The sequence below is a fragment of the Sulfurimonas sp. SWIR-19 genome, from assembly GCF_020410885.1.
GTDB lineage: Bacteria > Campylobacterota > Campylobacteria > Campylobacterales > Sulfurimonadaceae > Sulfurimonas > Sulfurimonas sediminis.
Map to the genome: position 1 here is coordinate 2,323,842 of NZ_CP084578.1, position 16,556 is coordinate 2,340,397.

The 16,556-nt window shown below is 37.1% G+C and carries 14 protein-coding genes; 8 read left to right on the forward strand and 6 right to left on the reverse strand.

Going from position 1 to position 16,556, the window contains the following annotated elements; all coding sequences use genetic code 11:
* Positions 1-16: 16 nt before the first annotated feature.
* Positions 17-676 carry a response regulator transcription factor gene (locus LCX93_RS12090; RefSeq protein WP_226066511.1) on the reverse strand — a complete coding sequence of 220 codons (660 nt, stop codon included), beginning with the start codon at positions 674-676 and terminating at the stop codon, positions 17-19.
* Positions 677-772: 96 nt separating this feature from the next.
* Between LCX93_RS12090 and LCX93_RS12095 the strand changes: the two genes are divergently transcribed.
* Genes LCX93_RS12095 through LCX93_RS12115 form a run of 5 tightly spaced genes read left to right on the forward strand, consistent with a single transcriptional unit; the run spans position 773 to position 8,570 of the window.
* Positions 773-2,749 (forward strand): EAL domain-containing response regulator, encoded by a 1,977-nt coding sequence (locus tag LCX93_RS12095; RefSeq protein ID WP_226066513.1) that lies wholly within the window; start codon positions 773-775, stop codon positions 2,747-2,749.
* Positions 2,746-4,296: an ATP-binding response regulator gene (locus tag LCX93_RS12100; protein ID WP_226066515.1), complete on the forward strand. Its 1,551-nt coding sequence runs from the start codon at positions 2,746-2,748 to the stop codon at positions 4,294-4,296. Before LCX93_RS12095 ends, LCX93_RS12100 begins: the two co-directional genes overlap by 4 nt.
* Positions 4,283-5,896, forward strand: a complete 1,614-nt coding sequence (locus tag LCX93_RS12105; RefSeq protein WP_226066517.1) for a sensor histidine kinase — start codon at positions 4,283-4,285, stop codon at positions 5,894-5,896. The genes LCX93_RS12100 and LCX93_RS12105 overlap by 14 nt, the downstream gene beginning before the upstream one ends.
* The gene (locus tag LCX93_RS12110; protein ID WP_226066526.1) at positions 5,897-6,862 is read left to right on the forward strand and encodes a two-component system response regulator; all 966 of its coding nucleotides are present in this window, start codon (positions 5,897-5,899) and stop codon (positions 6,860-6,862) included. It begins immediately after the preceding gene.
* Positions 6,855-8,570 carry an ATP-binding protein gene (locus tag LCX93_RS12115; RefSeq protein WP_226066528.1) on the forward strand — a complete coding sequence of 572 codons (1,716 nt, stop codon included), beginning with the start codon at positions 6,855-6,857 and terminating at the stop codon, positions 8,568-8,570. The genes LCX93_RS12110 and LCX93_RS12115 overlap by 8 nt, the downstream gene beginning before the upstream one ends.
* Here the strand turns inward: LCX93_RS12115 and LCX93_RS12120 are convergent.
* Positions 8,557-9,336 carry a TrmH family RNA methyltransferase gene (locus tag LCX93_RS12120; RefSeq protein WP_226066530.1) on the reverse strand — a complete coding sequence of 260 codons (780 nt, stop codon included), beginning with the start codon at positions 9,334-9,336 and terminating at the stop codon, positions 8,557-8,559. The two genes, LCX93_RS12115 and LCX93_RS12120, sit on opposite strands and share 14 nt — an antisense overlap.
* A 26-nt stretch (positions 9,337-9,362) precedes the next feature.
* Here LCX93_RS12120 and LCX93_RS12125 point away from each other — a divergent pair, with 26 nt between their 5' ends.
* Both LCX93_RS12125 and LCX93_RS12130 read left to right on the forward strand, forming a co-directional pair.
* Positions 9,363-10,016, forward strand: coding sequence for a response regulator transcription factor (locus LCX93_RS12125; RefSeq protein WP_226066532.1), 654 nt, complete (start codon positions 9,363-9,365; stop codon positions 10,014-10,016).
* Positions 10,009-11,151, forward strand: coding sequence for a sensor histidine kinase (locus LCX93_RS12130; protein ID WP_226066534.1), 1,143 nt, complete (start codon positions 10,009-10,011; stop codon positions 11,149-11,151). Before LCX93_RS12125 ends, LCX93_RS12130 begins: the two co-directional genes overlap by 8 nt.
* Here LCX93_RS12130 and LCX93_RS12135 read toward each other — a convergent pair.
* The 4 genes from LCX93_RS12135 to LCX93_RS12150 form a co-directional block, all read right to left on the reverse strand.
* The gene (locus tag LCX93_RS12135; protein ID WP_226066536.1) at positions 11,148-12,752 is read right to left on the reverse strand and encodes a sensor domain-containing protein; all 1,605 of its coding nucleotides are present in this window, start codon (positions 12,750-12,752) and stop codon (positions 11,148-11,150) included. The genes LCX93_RS12130 and LCX93_RS12135 overlap by 4 nt on opposite strands.
* Positions 12,749-13,348, reverse strand: a complete 600-nt coding sequence (locus tag LCX93_RS12140) for a 2OG-Fe(II) oxygenase (protein WP_226066538.1) — start codon at positions 13,346-13,348, stop codon at positions 12,749-12,751. Before LCX93_RS12140 ends, LCX93_RS12135 begins: the two co-directional genes overlap by 4 nt.
* Before the next feature lie 56 nt (positions 13,349-13,404).
* Entirely contained in the window at positions 13,405-14,385 is a 981-nt protein-coding gene (locus LCX93_RS12145) for an iron-sulfur cluster assembly scaffold protein (protein WP_226066540.1), read from the reverse strand.
* A gap of 233 nt (positions 14,386-14,618) precedes the next feature.
* Positions 14,619-15,842, reverse strand: a complete 1,224-nt coding sequence (locus tag LCX93_RS12150; protein ID WP_226066542.1) for a NifS family cysteine desulfurase — start codon at positions 15,840-15,842, stop codon at positions 14,619-14,621.
* A 178-nt stretch (positions 15,843-16,020) separates the two neighbouring features.
* On the opposite strand from LCX93_RS12150, the gene LCX93_RS12155 reads away from it, so the two are divergent.
* Complete coding sequence (locus LCX93_RS12155; protein ID WP_226066552.1) at positions 16,021-16,524, forward strand: hypothetical protein; 504 nt, start codon at positions 16,021-16,023, stop codon at positions 16,522-16,524.
* The last annotated feature ends 32 nt before the right edge of the window (positions 16,525-16,556 follow it).

A 16,556-nucleotide genomic window follows, 5' to 3' on the forward strand; every position in this document is an offset into this window, starting at 1 on the left:
TAGCATTATTCCTGTACTAAAATGTCAATTTATAGCCAACACCATACTCCGTTTTAAGATACTGGGCTTTTGTTCCGGTATCGCCTATTTTTTTACGAATATTTTTTATATGGTTATCTAAAGAACGGTGTGAACTGATGGAAGAAAGGGCATTGACAAGTTCTTCCCTTCGCATAACACTGTTTTTGTTTTTGATAAGCAAAGAGAGGAGTTCAAACTCAATAGTCGTCAGATCAAGCTGTTTTTGTTGAAAATAGACATGATTGTTTTTTATTTCAAAGATTTTTTTTTCGTCTTCTGTTTTAATCGCACTGTTTTTTCCAAGCTGCAGCCATATTCTAGCCTCAAGTTCTTCAAGATCCAAAGGTTTTGTCATATAGTCACTTGCCCCATATTTAAAAGCCAGGAGTTTTTTTTGTGTATCACTGTAGGCACTTGTCACTATAATTGGCACAGAAGTGTGATTTTTAAGACTTTTCAAGACTTCAAACCCGTCAAAATCAGGTAGATTTATATCAAGCAATACAAGATCAAACGGCTCGTTTTTCACTTTTGCCACACCATCAGTCGCCGTAAATACAGGTTCGACGAAAAACCCGCAGTCACTCAAATATTCGAAAACAAGCTCCGAAGAGAGTTCATCATCTTCTACAAGTAATATTTTGCTCTTTCTCATGAACTTTTCCAATTAAATACAGATTTAACAGATTTTAGTGTAATTTTGCTTAGATTTGTATTTTAAAATTATAAATCTGTTTTAAGGGGTGTTATTATGATTGAAATCAAGGAAGTCACTAGATATTCGCAGAGTTTAAAACTCTTGTATGTTGAGGATGACATTGATGCAAGAGAGATTACAACGATGCTTTTGGAGGATTTTTTCGATACTATCATTGTCGCAGAAAACGGACAGGAGGGCCTGGAAAAATTTCAAAAAGAGCGTGTAGATATCGTTATTACAGATATTAATATGCCCCACATGAATGGGCTGGAAATGGCAAAAAAAATAAGAGCCATCGACATTGAAGTCCCTATCATCATACTTTCAGCCCATAATGAAGAGGACTTTTTCCTCAAAAGCATACAAATCGGTATTAACGGATACCTTTTAAAACCCATTGATATGAAACAGCTCTCCAGCACCATTTTTCAGGTCACACAAAGATACAAATATGCTCTGCAGGCCAAACAGAATCTTCATCTCCTCAAAGAGTATCAAGAAGCAACAAACAACAGCGCTATCGTCTCCAAAACAGATACAGCAGGCATCATCACCTATGTCAATGATGCTTTTTGTGAAACTTCCGGGTATACAAAAGAGGAACTTCTCGGACAAAACCATAATATTATACGCCATCCGGACAATCCCAAATCAATTTTTCAAGAAATGTGGGATACTATAAAAAATAAAAAAAAGATGTGGAAAGGCATCATAAGAAACAGGACAAAAAACGGAAAAAGTTACTATGTTGATTCAGTGGTAAAACCGATTCGCGATTTAGACGGAAATATTCTTGAGTATATTTCATTGCGACATAATATTACAGATATTATGCATCCGCTCAAACAGCTCAAAAACGAACTCAAAAATGCCCATGACCCTTTGCTTGTTTATATCAAACTTGAAGACTATGATGATCTTGAGGATTTTTATGATACAAATACGCTTTACATCCTTGAACAAAAAGCACGAATATATCTACAGAATACTTTTGCAAAAAAATACAGTTTTGACAAAATATATCAATTGCAAAACGGAGAATATGCTTTTATACTTGATGCCAAAGAACACACTGACAATATAACATTGTTTGTGCAGGAGTTACAGGCACTGCAACAGCAGGTCCGCGATGACACCATTGCTTTTGAAGATCTTGAATATGATATTTCAATTTTACTTACCTTCGCCTATGAAAATGACAAACTCTACGAGTCGGTAAAACTTGGCATGAAAAAGCTTGTAAAAGAAAAACAGCGTTTTTTACTCGCCAATAATTTTGCGTCCCAGGAGCAGAGAAAAGCAAAAGAAAATATAAAAACTGTGCATATGATCAAAGATGCCATCCGAAGTTCAAGAATTATTTCTTATTTTCAGCCTATCGTAAACAACAACACACAGACAATAGAAAAATATGAGTCCCTGGTACGGCTGATCAAAGAAGACGGCACGGTGCTTTCTCCTTACTTTTTTCTCGAAACTGCCAAAAGAAGTAATTATTATCTCAAAATTACAAATATCGTCTTAGAACACTCTTTTAGTATTTTACACCATTGTGAAGCAGACATCTCCATTAATCTTTCGGCGTTGGATATTGAAATGCTGAGTATGCGGACAAAAATTTTGTCCTTACTAGAGCAGTATAAAAATGAAGCACACAGGGTGGTTTTTGAACTTCTTGAAGACGAGGGAATTAAAGACTTTGAAACTGTCAAACAGTTTATATCAGAGATAAAGCGCTATGGTGTTAAAATTGCCATTGATGATTTTGGAGCAGGATATTCCAACTTTGAGAGACTGCTTGACTACCAACCCGATATTCTTAAAATAGACGGATGTCTGATACGCGATATAGAAACAAGCAACTACTCTCTTTCTGCAGTAAAAAGTATTGTTACTTTTGCAAAAGAGCAGAAACTGCAAACTGTTGCAGAGTTTATTGAAAATGAAGCTATTTTCCAGATAGTCAAAGAACTTGGAATTGACTTTTCCCAAGGATACTATTTTGGTAAACCGGAGCCGCTGTCATGAAAAATATTTTAGTTATAGAAGATTCACGCACCATAAACAATATCATAAAAAAAGAGCTGACACTTCTTGGTTTTGAAGTCTCACAGGCCCACACACTCGCTGAAGCAAAAGAGTTTTTAACGACACTGAAGTTTCAGCTTATCATTTTAGATTTGCATCTTCCTGACGGAGAAGGTTCTGAACTCATAGCCCATATACAGTCTTTAACAAAAACAAAAGTTATTATCCTGACATCTTCACAAGATGCGGATCTTCGTGAAGAGTTGTTTCAGTATGGTATACTTGATTATATTATCAAAGATACCAATTTTTTATACTCTATTTCTGAAATAGTCAAAATAATTCATACAATCAATACAAAAAAGAAAGATAAAATTTTGGTGATTGATGATTCTAAATTTATCTGTAAACAGATCAAAACAGTGCTTGAACCCAGAAACTATGATGTGCACATAGCGATGAAAGCAAAAACAGCTTTTGAAAAGCTCAAAAAAGAGGAGTACAATCTCATCATTCTGGATATGGAGCTCCCGGATATCCACGGCCTGGAATTTTTAAAACTTTTACGCAAAGACAGCCGTTTTTTGTCTATTCCCATTATTGTTCTTTCCGGAACTTCCACGCCGGATATTATTCGGGATGTTTTAAAAAACGGAGCCAATGATTTTCTAAAAAAGCCTTATGTGTTTGAAGAGTTTATCCTCAAAGTAGACCTGTGGATAGATTACTTCAAAAAAGAGAAAGAGTTGGCAGAAGCAAACTTTCAGCTCAAATACACAAATGACAACCTGGAACGCCTTGTTTATGAAGAGGTGGAAAAAAACAGAAAAAAAGATGAAATTATGTTCACACAGTCCCGACATGCCCAAATGGGTGAAATGATAGCCATGATTGCCCACCAATGGAGACAACCGCTCAATGCTATGGCAACGGCGGCAATCGTCCTTGAACTCAAAGCGCAAAATGACAAACTCGATGCAGAAGAAGCAAAGAAAATCTCTGAAAAACTGCAAAATTATATCAACTATTTAAGTCATACTATTGACGATTTTCGAAACTTTTTTAAACCGCAAAAAGAAAAAAGAGTAACAGATTTTGAAAAAATTCTTCACACCGTCACTGCTTTGGTCCAGCACAGTCTCGAACAAAAAAATATACATTTTGAAAAAGAGATTACTGCACCTCAACAGTTTCTGGCCTTTGAAAATGAACTTGTACAGGTTGTGCTAAATATTATAAAAAATGCACAGGATGCCTTAGTCCAAAACAACATTAAGAATCCAAAAATCACTTTGAAGATTGACAAAAACAGCTTGCATATCGTCGATAATGCCGGAGGGATTCCTTCGCATATACAAGACAAAATTTTTCAGCCCTACTTTTCTACAAAAACCGAGAAAAACGGAACAGGACTCGGTCTCTATATGTCAAGAATGATTATAGAAAAACACAGCGGAGGAAATCTTTCTGTTCAAAACACAAAAGAGGGTGCCGAATTTATCATAGAAATGCCTGTTTACAAAGGAGAAAAAAATGATACGCAATAGTCTTCTTGTTTTTCTTCTCGCTTTTTTATACTATGCAAGCGGTACACTCAGTCTCAATCTTTTAAGCGGAAACTCGATTATCAATGTCGGGCTTTTTGCAGCAGAGGGCATCGCTTTGGCATTTGCACTGTATTTCGGCAAAAAAGTTCTCCCGGGGATTTTTCTTGGACAGTTTTTCTTAGCCCTTGACAATGACATCTCATTTGCGGCATCACTCAGTATTGCTCTCATAAATACAGCCGAAGCCTATCTGGCTGTTGTTTTATTTAAAAAATTTCATCTCCACACAAACCTTGAAAAGTTTCGTGATATTTCTGGATTGGTTTTGCTGATATTTTTTGTATTACAGCCTTTGAGTGCTTTACTATCAAACACTGTACTGCTTGCAACACATCATATTTCCATTGAAAAATTTCCGCTCTATCTTTTTTCATGGTGGTTTGGCAATGTTATGGGGCAGTTGGTTTTTACACCTTTTTTACTGCTTCTTTTTACAAACTTTCAAAAAATAAAATGGAAATTTTTCTTCCTTTATGGAATACTTTTTAGTTACTATTTATATCTACTCCAGATAGTGTTTCACATAGAAAACACACTTTTACTTTTAAGTTTGTCACTTCCTGTTGTAGCCCTAGCGAGTGCCTACAAAGGCCTGGTATACGGAACTTTTTTCAATGTACTTGTAGCCGTTATTGCATCATATGCCGTTTATTTGGATATTGGTGCTTTTGCTGTCAACAACCATATAGATAATGTTATCAATTACAATCTTTTTGTTCTGCTCCATGTCTCTGTAATACTCACCATCGGAACGCTTATTGAAGAGAGAAAGAAATACATCAGAACACTTGAAGAAACCATTGCCACAGAAGTGAAAAAAAGCCAAGAACAGCAATTGCTTCTCTACCAGCAAAGCAGACTTGCACAAATGGGAGAGATGATCAGTATGATAGCCCACCAATGGAGACAACCACTAAATAATCTTGCCCTGATCAACCAACTGACCGTTTCAAAATATGCCAAAGGAAAACTTGATGACAAGGCAGTAGAGTATTTTAAAAGCCACTCTAAAAAACAGATAGATTTAATGTCTGACACCATAGATAATTTTAGAAACTTTTTTAAAAAAGAAGACAAGACATGCACATTTTCTCTCAATGATGCCATCAAAGAAGTGCTGAGTATTACGGCTGACATCTACAAAAATGAAGGTATTTTCATTGAATTTAATGCTACCCGGGAGTATGCACTTTTTGCAAATCCAAATGCCCTGAGCCAGGTTCTTTTAAATATTCTCAACAATGCAAAAGATGCCTTGCTGCAAACAACACAAAACAAAAAAAAGATAGAGATAACCCTTGAAGATACCGGTACAGAGTTACTCCTTGCCATACAGGATAATGCCGGAGGTATTGACAAAGCTATAAAAGAGAAAATCTTTGACCCTTACTTCTCAACAAAGCAGGAAAAAAACGGAACAGGTTTGGGCTTGTATATGACAAAAATGGTTTTACAAGAACAGTTACATGCTGCAATAGAAGTTTTCAATGATAACGAAGGAGCAAACTTTGTTATCCGTCTGCCAAAAGGAACAGAATAGATGAACTTAAAGAATTTTACACTTTTGTATGTTGAAGATGACATGCAGGCCCAGGAGCATATGAAGATGCTTTTGGAGGATGATTTCAAGGCATTTTATCAGGCATTTGACGCAAAAGAAGCTTTTGACATCTATAAAGAAAAAAAACCTGATATTATTTTGTCAGATATCATTCTTCCTTCGACAGACGGACTGACACTCTCCAAAGAAATTAAAAAAACTGACAAATGGCAGCCGATTATCATTCTCTCTGCTTTTGATGAAAGAGAAAAGCTGCTTGAGGCAATTGATACGGGTATCGACTACTTTATTCCCAAACCGGTTGACATAGAGATGCTCTATGACAGGCTCCACACTATTGCCAGGAATCTTCAAAATGACATAGATGCCAAAAAAACAAAAGAAAAAGAGCTTGAGGTCTTGTATGCGCTTGCACATTATGACACATTGACACAGGTTGCAAACAGACACCTCTTTAGTGTCAAACTCAATGAAACTATAAATAAAGCGCAACACTCCCATGAAAACTTTACACTTTTTTTTATTGATTTGGACAATTTTAAAAGTATTAATGACCAATACGGACACTCAGCAGGAGATGCGGTGCTGCAGTCTGTCGCGCAAAATATAAAAAAAGTTATTCGCATCGAAGACACCTTTGCGCGCATAGGAGGTGATGAATTTGCTTTAATCATAGAAAATATGAAAAACACCTCCGATATAAACACCCTGGCAAACAAAATCATACACTCTGTAGCCACTCCTATAGTGTTTCAAAAGCATACATTTCACATTACATGCAGCATAGGCATAGCAGTTTACCCAACACAGGGCAATTCACAAGAGGCACTTTTACACAGTGCAGATATGGCAATGTATGCAGCAAAGAAAGACGCAAAGTCTCGTTTTAAATTCAGCGATTCTTCTACAGCACCCGTAACCGGAGGGCAGAATTTAGATGTATAAAAAACGCTATCTCCTTTTCATTGCCTTTGTGGTTCTTTTGAGTTTTTTTGTTCTACTGCAGCTTCATGAGCTCTCAAAACCTCAACATGTAACAACAAAAAATTTCTTAACTCAAAAAGAAAAAACATGGCTGCGTACTTTAAAAAAACCTCTGAGCATCGGTATCACCAACATTCCAAACCAGGTTATTATATCTCCTGAGGGCAAAGCTGTCGGTTTTTCTTTGGACCTTTTTCATCTCCTTGAGCAGGAGCTGGGTATTTCTTTTAGATATATTTCTTTTCCTACATGGCATGCATTAATGGACGCTGCAAAAAAAGGGAAAATCGATATAGTTTTTGCAGCACAGAAAACACAGGAACGTTTGGGATATTTGGATTTTACAGATGTTATTCTCACACAACAAAACAAAATTATCACACAGCGTGACAATTTTTCAGTTTCTGATATCGAATCACTGCAGGCAAAAAGTGTCGCACTTGTCGACAAAAGTGCGATTTATGCATACATTCAAAACAAATATCCAAGCATTCATATCATTCCGTACGAAACAGAACTCAAGGCCCTGCAGGCTGTAGCAGCAGGAACAGCAGAGGCAACCATCAGCGAACCTGTGAGAGCGAGCTACTACATGAGTCAGTATAATATTCAAAACCTGCGGGTTGCCGGTGACTTAGACTACCTCTACCAACTTCGCATAGCAAGCCAAAGCAGTCTGCCTGTACTTAATGTTATTTTAAGTAAGGCGGTGTCCAATTTACCACAACAGGAGTTACAGTCTCTCTACCTAAAATGGGGGTATATCAAAGATAAAGAGCGTTATTTCGACAAGCAGACACTGATTTATTTAGCCATTGCCTTTGGGATTATTTTACCATTTTCTATTTACCTTTATTTCATAAACCTCTCTTTGGAACGCGAAGTAAAAAGAAGAAAAGATGCCGAAGACAAACTACGCGCACTCAATCAAAACCTTCAGCAGCAGGTCAGACAAGAAGTAGAAAAACAAAGAGAGCAGGAGTTACACATGCTGCAGCAAAACAGACTGGCACAGATGGGAAATATGATGAATATGATTGCCCATCAATGGAAACAGCCGCTTAATGCACTTTCTATGCTTATGCAAACGGTCAAGCACAAGTACAAACAGTCTAAACTCAATGATGATTTTATTGAGTATTTTGACAAAAATGCAAAAAAACAACTTCAGGAAATGACAAAAGTCACAAACGATTTTATGCACTACTTTCGACCAAAAGATAAATTAGAATTTTCTATAGACGAAATTATCAGGCACAGTATCAATCTTGTAAAACCGGTATTTCAAGCAAAGAACATCTCCATTACCTATGAAAATAAAAGTACAAAAACACTTACAATGCAAAGTGATATTCTCGGACAGGTTATCATTAATATTTTAAACAATGCCAAAGATGCCTTAATTGAAAACAATATTGAAGATAAAAATATATACATTACACTGACAGTACAGCAAAATCAGGCTGAAATTACAATAGAAGACAACGCAGGAGGTATTCCCCAAGATATCATGCACAAAATTTTTGACCCTTATTTCAGCACAAAAGAGGATACCGGAACAGGGCTGGGGCTCTATATGAGTAAAATTATCATTGAAAACTACTGTGAGGGCACACTCTGTGTTCACAATACCGACAAAGGTGCCCTTTTTAGTATTACTGTTGCTTAAGCACAAAGCTATACATAAGAATGGATGCAGCCACCCCGACATTAAAACTTTTAATGCCCTCTTGCATCTCTATACTGACAATTTCATCACAGAGATCCAAAATATCCTGTGCGATTCCCTGACCCTCATGTCCCATCAGAAGTACCCATTTACCGCTTACATGTAAAGAGGACAAGGGAGTGGAATCTTCCGTAACCTCTGCGGCATAGACTCGGTAACCGGCAGATTTTAAAGCAGCAATCGTCTCAAAAATATCCTTATAGACATGTATACCCAGCCTGTGCGCATAGCCCATGGAGACACGCAGAGCACGCCTGTTAAACGGATGGGGTGAGGATTTGGGCAAAAAATAGGCACTGATACCAAGTGCGGCTGCACTTCTGGCAATCGAGCCTACGTTTTCGCTTGAAGTGATATTGTCGAGCATAATGATGCGTTCACCCGCCCCCTCCAAAGCAATATCATCAGGACGTATACCGTGTGCCATGCAGTTATGATGTATCTTATGCCCGACAATCCTGCTCATCTCCTCTTTCGTTGTGAGATAGACTTTGGGAATATTTTTTGATTGGACCAAAGGCATAAATTCATCATAATACTCCTGTGTTGCTAGTATGCTTTTTATCTTTAAATCACTCCCAAGCAAAAGATTGACGACTTTTGGACTGTCGGCTATAAAACTTCTGTCACTCCGAAAAGCATTCTCTCTGAGTTCTTTGTAAATCTGCAGTTCGTCTGTATTAATATTATCAATTTTTATAATCATTTCATTATTTTAGGATAAAATAACTTATGAACATACTTTTAATGGAAGATGACCCTGTTTTGTCCGATATTTTGCTGGATTTTTTACAAGAAGAGTGGCATGTGGATTATGCTTACAATGCGCAGGAAGTCTATGCGCATCTTGAAAAGACAAACTATGATTTATTTATATTTGATATCAATGTAATGGGACAAGACGGCATAGACCTCCTCAGAGAACTCCGAGCTTTCAGTAACAAAACCCCCACTGTTTTTATCACCGCCTACAGAGATACAAAACACCTGCAGCGTGCTTTTGACGCCGGTGCGCATGATTACATTAAAAAACCTTTTGAACTTGAAGAACTGCATGCCAGAATACTCAGCATCAAAAGAGTTTTCAATATTGAAAATAAAAAGTTTATCTTCCTGGATGACGAAACTGTATTTTATCCTGTGCAAAAAACGGTACATGTAAACAACAAAAAAATCTCTCTCACTGCCAAAGATACACTGCTCCTGTCCTATTTTTTAAAAAACAGATCTCGCCTCATTACTAACGAAGAACTTGTACAGAATATTTGGAACTTCGATTCGCTGCCGAGTGATGCTACACTTCGTTCCCACATCAGAACACTCAGAGAAATCATAGGAAAAGAAAAAATAAAAACTATTCGGGGCGAAGGTTACATGTATGAATAAAATCACAAAAAGGTCCTTCTACTCTTTTCTCTCTCTTTATCTTCTCAGCTCTTTTATGTTTTTGTCTTTGGCGGCTTACTGGTTTTACACATCGCAGGCAGCTATGGAAAAAAATGCCAATTTTTACAAAATGAACCACATCGCTGACATTGTCAGTGCCAAAGTCATTGATGCCCATATGCACCATAAAAAATTCAAACTTGATGCGTTTCAAAAAGAAGCTATCGCCCTTTTTGATGCACAAAAACACCTGCTATACGGGAGAGTCGTCCAACCGGTTGATTTTTCAAAAGATTTTTACATGAAAGATGATATTTTTACCCTGGTCACCCAAAGAACAGCCGGACATTTACATGTAAAGTACATTGTGGTTCAAAGTGACGAGTGTGTAAAGAATATAGAAGTGATAAAAAACAAAATCGCCTATGCTGTCATTATCACAGCTTTTCTAATCATTATCATCGCCGTCTTTTTATCCTATATTTTTCTCAAACCGCTCAAAGACAAAATGCAGGAGATAGAGAATTTTGTCAAAGACACAACCCATGAATTAAATACACCCATTACAGCCATTATGATGAGCACTTCAAGATTAAAAGCAAAAAAGGAGTATGATGAAAAAACAGTCAAAAACATCTCCATCAGTACAAAACAGCTTTATGACATATATGCATCACTCAGCTTTTTGAGTTTTGACAACGAGAGTGAAGAGGTCGTTTCTCTTCTGTTTGATGAAATTGTCAAAGAAGACATTGCTTATTTCAGTGAACTTGTAGAGAAAAAAAATATTACTATCCAAACCGATTTGCAAAACTGTCCGCTTAAAATAGCACCGACAAAGGCAAAAATGCTTATAAACAATCTGCTTGGCAATGCCATAAAATATTCTCATCCGAACACAAAAATAAAAATCACAACCACACACAACTCTTTTGTCATTCAAGATGAAGGCATCGGCATCAAACAAGAAAAACTGCAGCAAATTTTTACCCGTTTTGTACGGGCAAACTCCTATGCCGGCGGATTTGGAGTCGGTTTAAATATTGTCCAGAGTATTATAGAAGAGTATAACTTTCAAATAAACATAGAGTCCAAAGAAAATCTAGGAACCAACATTACACTTACCTTTATTTAATCTCTCAAATGTTCCTGCGGTTTGCAAAAGTAGTACCCCTGTGAATAGTCAACACCCATTTGATGCAACATTTCATATGTCTTTTCATCTTTAACAAACTCTGCTATTGTCTTAATCTGCATTTTTTTTGCAAAATGTAAAATACTTTCCATAGTTGCCATTTCAGCACCACCCTGATGCATATTCAAAACCAGAGAACCGTCAATCTTTATAAAATCAATATCCAGCTTTCCAAGGTAAGAAAAATTAGAATATCCTGTTCCAAAATCATCAATAGCAATTTTACATCCATACATTTTTACTTTTTTTATAAAATTTGAGACCTCATCAAAATTTTCTATCCCCTCGGATTCCACAATCTCTACAGTTACTCTCTCTCCGCATGCATACTTCTGCAGATTCTTTACCAAAGCCTGCACAACCTCTTGTGATTCTATATCTTCAAGCGTAAAATTGATTGCAAACGAGCACTCTGAATCAGCAAGTTTCTGGAATACTTTTTCAAGCATAATTTTTGTCAATTGCGTATAGAGTTTGGCTTTTTTGGCATGTTCTAAAAAAAAGACAGGAGAGACAATCTTCCCGTCTTTTTCCTGTAATCGCATAAGCGCTTCATATTTAACAATCTCTTGTGTTTTATTATCTACAATGCCCTGATAATATGGGACAAACCTGTCATTGTCAATCGCATTTTGAACCTTTGTTATTATTTCAAGATTTTCTTTGATGCGGTTTTGCAGATCCGGATTTTCATTAAAAAAGGTCACTTTTTTGTTTGTTCTTTTGTTGTCTTTTAAGGCAATATGGGAAAATTTGTAAATATCTTTCTTTTTTCCGTAGGAGACTCCGCAAGAAAGAAACAGAGAGATGTTCATACCTTCAAAAGAGTATCTGCTGTTTTGAAGGGTATCTAGAATTGCTGTGATTGCACGCTTTGCCGCATTGTTTAATGTATGCTCACACAAGATTGCAAATTCATCACTGCTGATTCTATACACTTTTTTATGGGCCTGCAACAGAGTCTGTGAAAAACTTTTTAGCACCTCATCTCCGACTTCATATCCAAAATAATCATTAATATCCGAGAATCTGTCTATATTGATAAGGACCAAAGAGGCTTCATCCTCCCCCTTTGCCTTTAAATCATGCAATAACGCTGTTCTGTTTTGCAAGCCTGTCAGTTCATCCGTAAACTGTTTTTTTATAATTTCATCTTTATGAACAAGGTCAGTCACATCAATTCTTGCAGCGATATATTCTATAATTTCATTTTGAGAGTTCAAAATCGGTGCAATAGTTGACTTTACATAATAGGCTTCTCCGCTCTTTTTTCTGTTTTTAAGCGTACCCTGCCATATTTTTTTATTTTTGAGAGTATCCCACATATGTTGATAGATATGTTCCGGATTGTCGGGATGTTTTATAATGCGGTGATTTTTCCCGATCAGCTCTTCTTTGGAGTAACCGGAAGCTTCACAAAATTTGTCATTCACATAGGTTATAATTCCATTGACATCCGTTTTTGAAACAATACTGTTATGATCCAGGATCATCTTATACTGCTTGAGTTTCTGGATTTCATCATGATATGGCAAGCTCAAATATTCAGTCCTTTTTCATCAACTCTAAACCAACCTGCAATAGAGTATCTCTCTTTCTTGGAAACCAGAACTTCATGAGGAAACTCTTCGCTCAAAAATACAACAAGAGTGTTTATACGGGGTGTAACTGTTTGTATTTGCATGTCATTTTTGTCATACATGACCAGTTCCCCTCCATTTTGAGACGCATACTCTTCGTTAAGATAATAGACAGTCGTAACAACACGGTTTTTTGTACCGCCAAAAGCATCAAGATGTTTTTCGTAAAAATCACCTGCCTCGTATAAAGCAAAATGTGCCTCATAGTATTTAATCCCAAGATAAAGTTGCCGGTTCAAATAATTTTGAAGTCCGTTCATAAAATCCAGGTACCTGGCAGTTGGCTCATTTTCTGCATCTATCCAGTATATTTTATCTTTTCTGCGATTCGTATTGATCGTAGAGTGATGGGAAATTCCCGCCTGTTTGTATTGTCTGATATTTTGTGACATCTGTAAAAGTTGCTTTGCAAGTGCAGGTTCAAACACATTTTCTAAAATAATATAGCCGTTATCGACCAGGGCATCTGTTATTTTTGAGTAAAGCTTTTTATACATGGAAGTATTGTAGCAAGAAGAGGACTCTCCGTCAAGAGGAGAGTCAGGGAAAAAAATTAGATAGGTAACACTCTGATTTTTGATGAAAGTTTTTCTTTTAAAGTAGATTCGATTGCATAGAGTGTCCCTGTAGCAGATGAGGCACAGCCATCACATGCACCAAGATAACGGATATAAATATCAATGTTGTCATCATTCTTTTTAATGTCTATAATTTCTACATTTCCGCCATCCATAATCAGGAACTGTCTTACGCTCTCATCAATGACAGCATCAACAGCTTTAATCTGCTGCACAAGTGTCATCTCTTCAAAGTTTCCACCGCCTGCACTCATGGCATCTGCTGCTGCTTTCATTTTTTCTGCTTCCATCTCTTTACGAGTCTGCTCCAAAATGTCAACCAGATACCATTCTCTGTCTTCATGACCGCCCGGTTTGATACAAGATTTACAAAAACCGCCGGCTTTTGTATAATCTGTAATCTCTTCAACCGTTTTGAGGTCATTGAGCTTAATGACTTCCTGAATTGTTCCAAGTGAAACCCTTGCACATTCACACACAATGATTTCATCTTCAAAACTCTCTTCATCTACACCAAGATACAATGAAGCCGCTTTTTTGATAACATCATATGCCATAACCGAACAGTGCATTTTTTGCGGTGGAACAGCCGGAGTATCCGGATCATCACGCAGTGCTTTTTCCACATCGATATTTGTAATTTTTACCGCTTCTTGTACTGTTTTACCGATACAGAGTTCCGTCATAACATCACTTGAAGCGATAGCAGTACCACATCCAAAAGATTTAAATTTAGAGTTTACAATTTTGTCTGTTTTTGGATCAATTTCCCAGTAAAGTCTTACTGCATCGCCACAACTCTCCGCTCCAAAATCTGCAACGATGAGCTTGTTTCCGTGCGCTTCAGCTTCTTCCGGTGTAATTTCTCCTTGATGCTGGGGATTGTTCATTAATGTAGTTACTTTATTTGAATACGCGTCCCATAGAGACTCGCCTAACATATCTGCTTTTGCCATACTATTCTTCCTTTTTTTTATTTCATAAAAATAAGGGAACCTTTTTTATTCCCTTTTGTCACGCCAAAGGGAATAATCCCTCTGGCTACGCTAACGATTGGTTTTGCTCAGTGCAAAGCTCGCGCAACTCGCTGCTTTGCCATAATGTTTTTCTCTGTAAAATGGAGAGGCTCAGACCGTAGGGAGGATTCGCCCTCGGAATTTTATAGAGAAAAACATGGCAACACTACTTCTTAATGTGCCATATGGTGAGGAATGTGACATTCCCCTGCTTCACCGCCCGGAGTCGGTGCTACTTTTGCAAACGAACTCGATATGGCACGAAGTCTTGCCACCGCACTTTTAAAATGCTCTATGGTGTAGTCTATCTCTTCGTCTGTTGTAAAACGAGAAAGTGAGAGTCTGATACCTGTGTGTGCAAGTTCATTGTCAGCACCGATTGCAAGCATAACAGAGTTCGCTTCCAAATCTTCAGAAGCACATGCTGAACCCGTAGATGCTCCGATTTGACCGTTATTTAAGTCCCAAAGCATACCTTCACCCTCAACACCTCGTATAGAGATAAGAATTGTATTTGGTGTACGGTTTTCACGGCTGCCGACAACAAAAGTATCACTGAGTTCCAAAAGGGCATCTTCAAGTCTGTCACGTTTTGCACGAATAGAAGCCATTGTCTCTTCAATGTTTGTTGTAGCAAGTTCGATAGCTTTTCCCATACCTACTATATAGGGAACATTCAATGTTCCCGAACGACGGTGACCCATCTGCTCTCCACCGTGAAACAGCGGAGTCAAAGGCTGGGAATCTTTAATATAAAGTGCGCCGACACCTTTTGGACCATGAAACTTGTGTGCAGACATACTTAAAAAATCTACATGGACATCTTGTAAGTCAACTGGAATTTTTCCGACTGCCTGAACAGCATCCGAATGAAAAAGAACCCCTTTTTCTTTACAAATATCACCAATCTCTTTAATAGGAAAAATCATTCCTGTTTCGTTTGAAGCCCACATAACACTGACAAGTGCAGTTTTGTCTGTGATGAAACTTTTGACCGTATGTGCTTCAACAATACCCTCTTCGTTAACAGGAAGGTAAGTTACTTTCACGCCCTGCTCTTCCAGCCATCTACATGTAGAAAGCACTGAGGGATGTTCAACTTCTGTTGTAATGATATGGTCTTTTTCTCCATTGACAATTTTGTCAAAATAGATGGACTTTAATACCCAGTTGTTTGATTCTGTTGCACATGATGTGAATACGATGTCATCATTGTCACTCGCATTGAGTGCTGTATAAACCTGGTCTATTGCTTTTCTCAGGTATGGATGAGACGCTGTACCAAACTTGTGAAGTGAATTGGGATTTCCGTAAATTTCACTAAAGAATGGTTGCATTACTTCTACTACCTGCGGGTCACACATTGTAGTAGCGTTATTGTCTAAATAAACTTGCATATTTTTACCTCTTAATTGGGTTATATTTTAAATCAGACTATTTTTGTCTTCTTTTACTTTTGACATCATAATAGTTTTGTCATTATGATTTGCTTAAGCCAAACTGAGTTTACATTTTGTTTAAGAATTCAAACAGCCAATAATAATGTTATAATAACAAATTAACAAGGAAAAAACAATGTGTAATTTTAACAATCTAGACCAAAAGAAAAAAGAGTTTTTACATCTATTTTTAACAAAAGCAGCCAAAAACACAGGTGGCGTAAACTATTTACTTGCACTCATTGAAGCCATGCGTGCAAAAAAACCGCATCCGCTTATGCAAAAAAACTGCCAAATTGCTTCAAACAATACAGTCATAAAATGGAACAAAGTAGTTTTTAAAGACAAAATAGATCTGATTCAAAATATTCTCATTGCGCACAAAGAGGCTGAAGAAAAAGATTTCAATATCTTGCACGGGGCAAATGCAAAAGTAAAAAAGAACATTATCAACATGTCACGGGCACTTGCACCTTTGAAGTTTGTCATCACTCCCCAAAATCCCAATGACGGAGAAGGTTTCAGTTTTACTGTCTTTGAAACGCTTGAAGATGATGTTATCGTATTTAACCCTGTTTTTATTGCTCTGTTTTTCTGTTCGACCGAATTTACTAAAAAAGCCATTAAATATCAAATCTAGCATCTCCTGAAATATCACTTTAAATCTCTTAT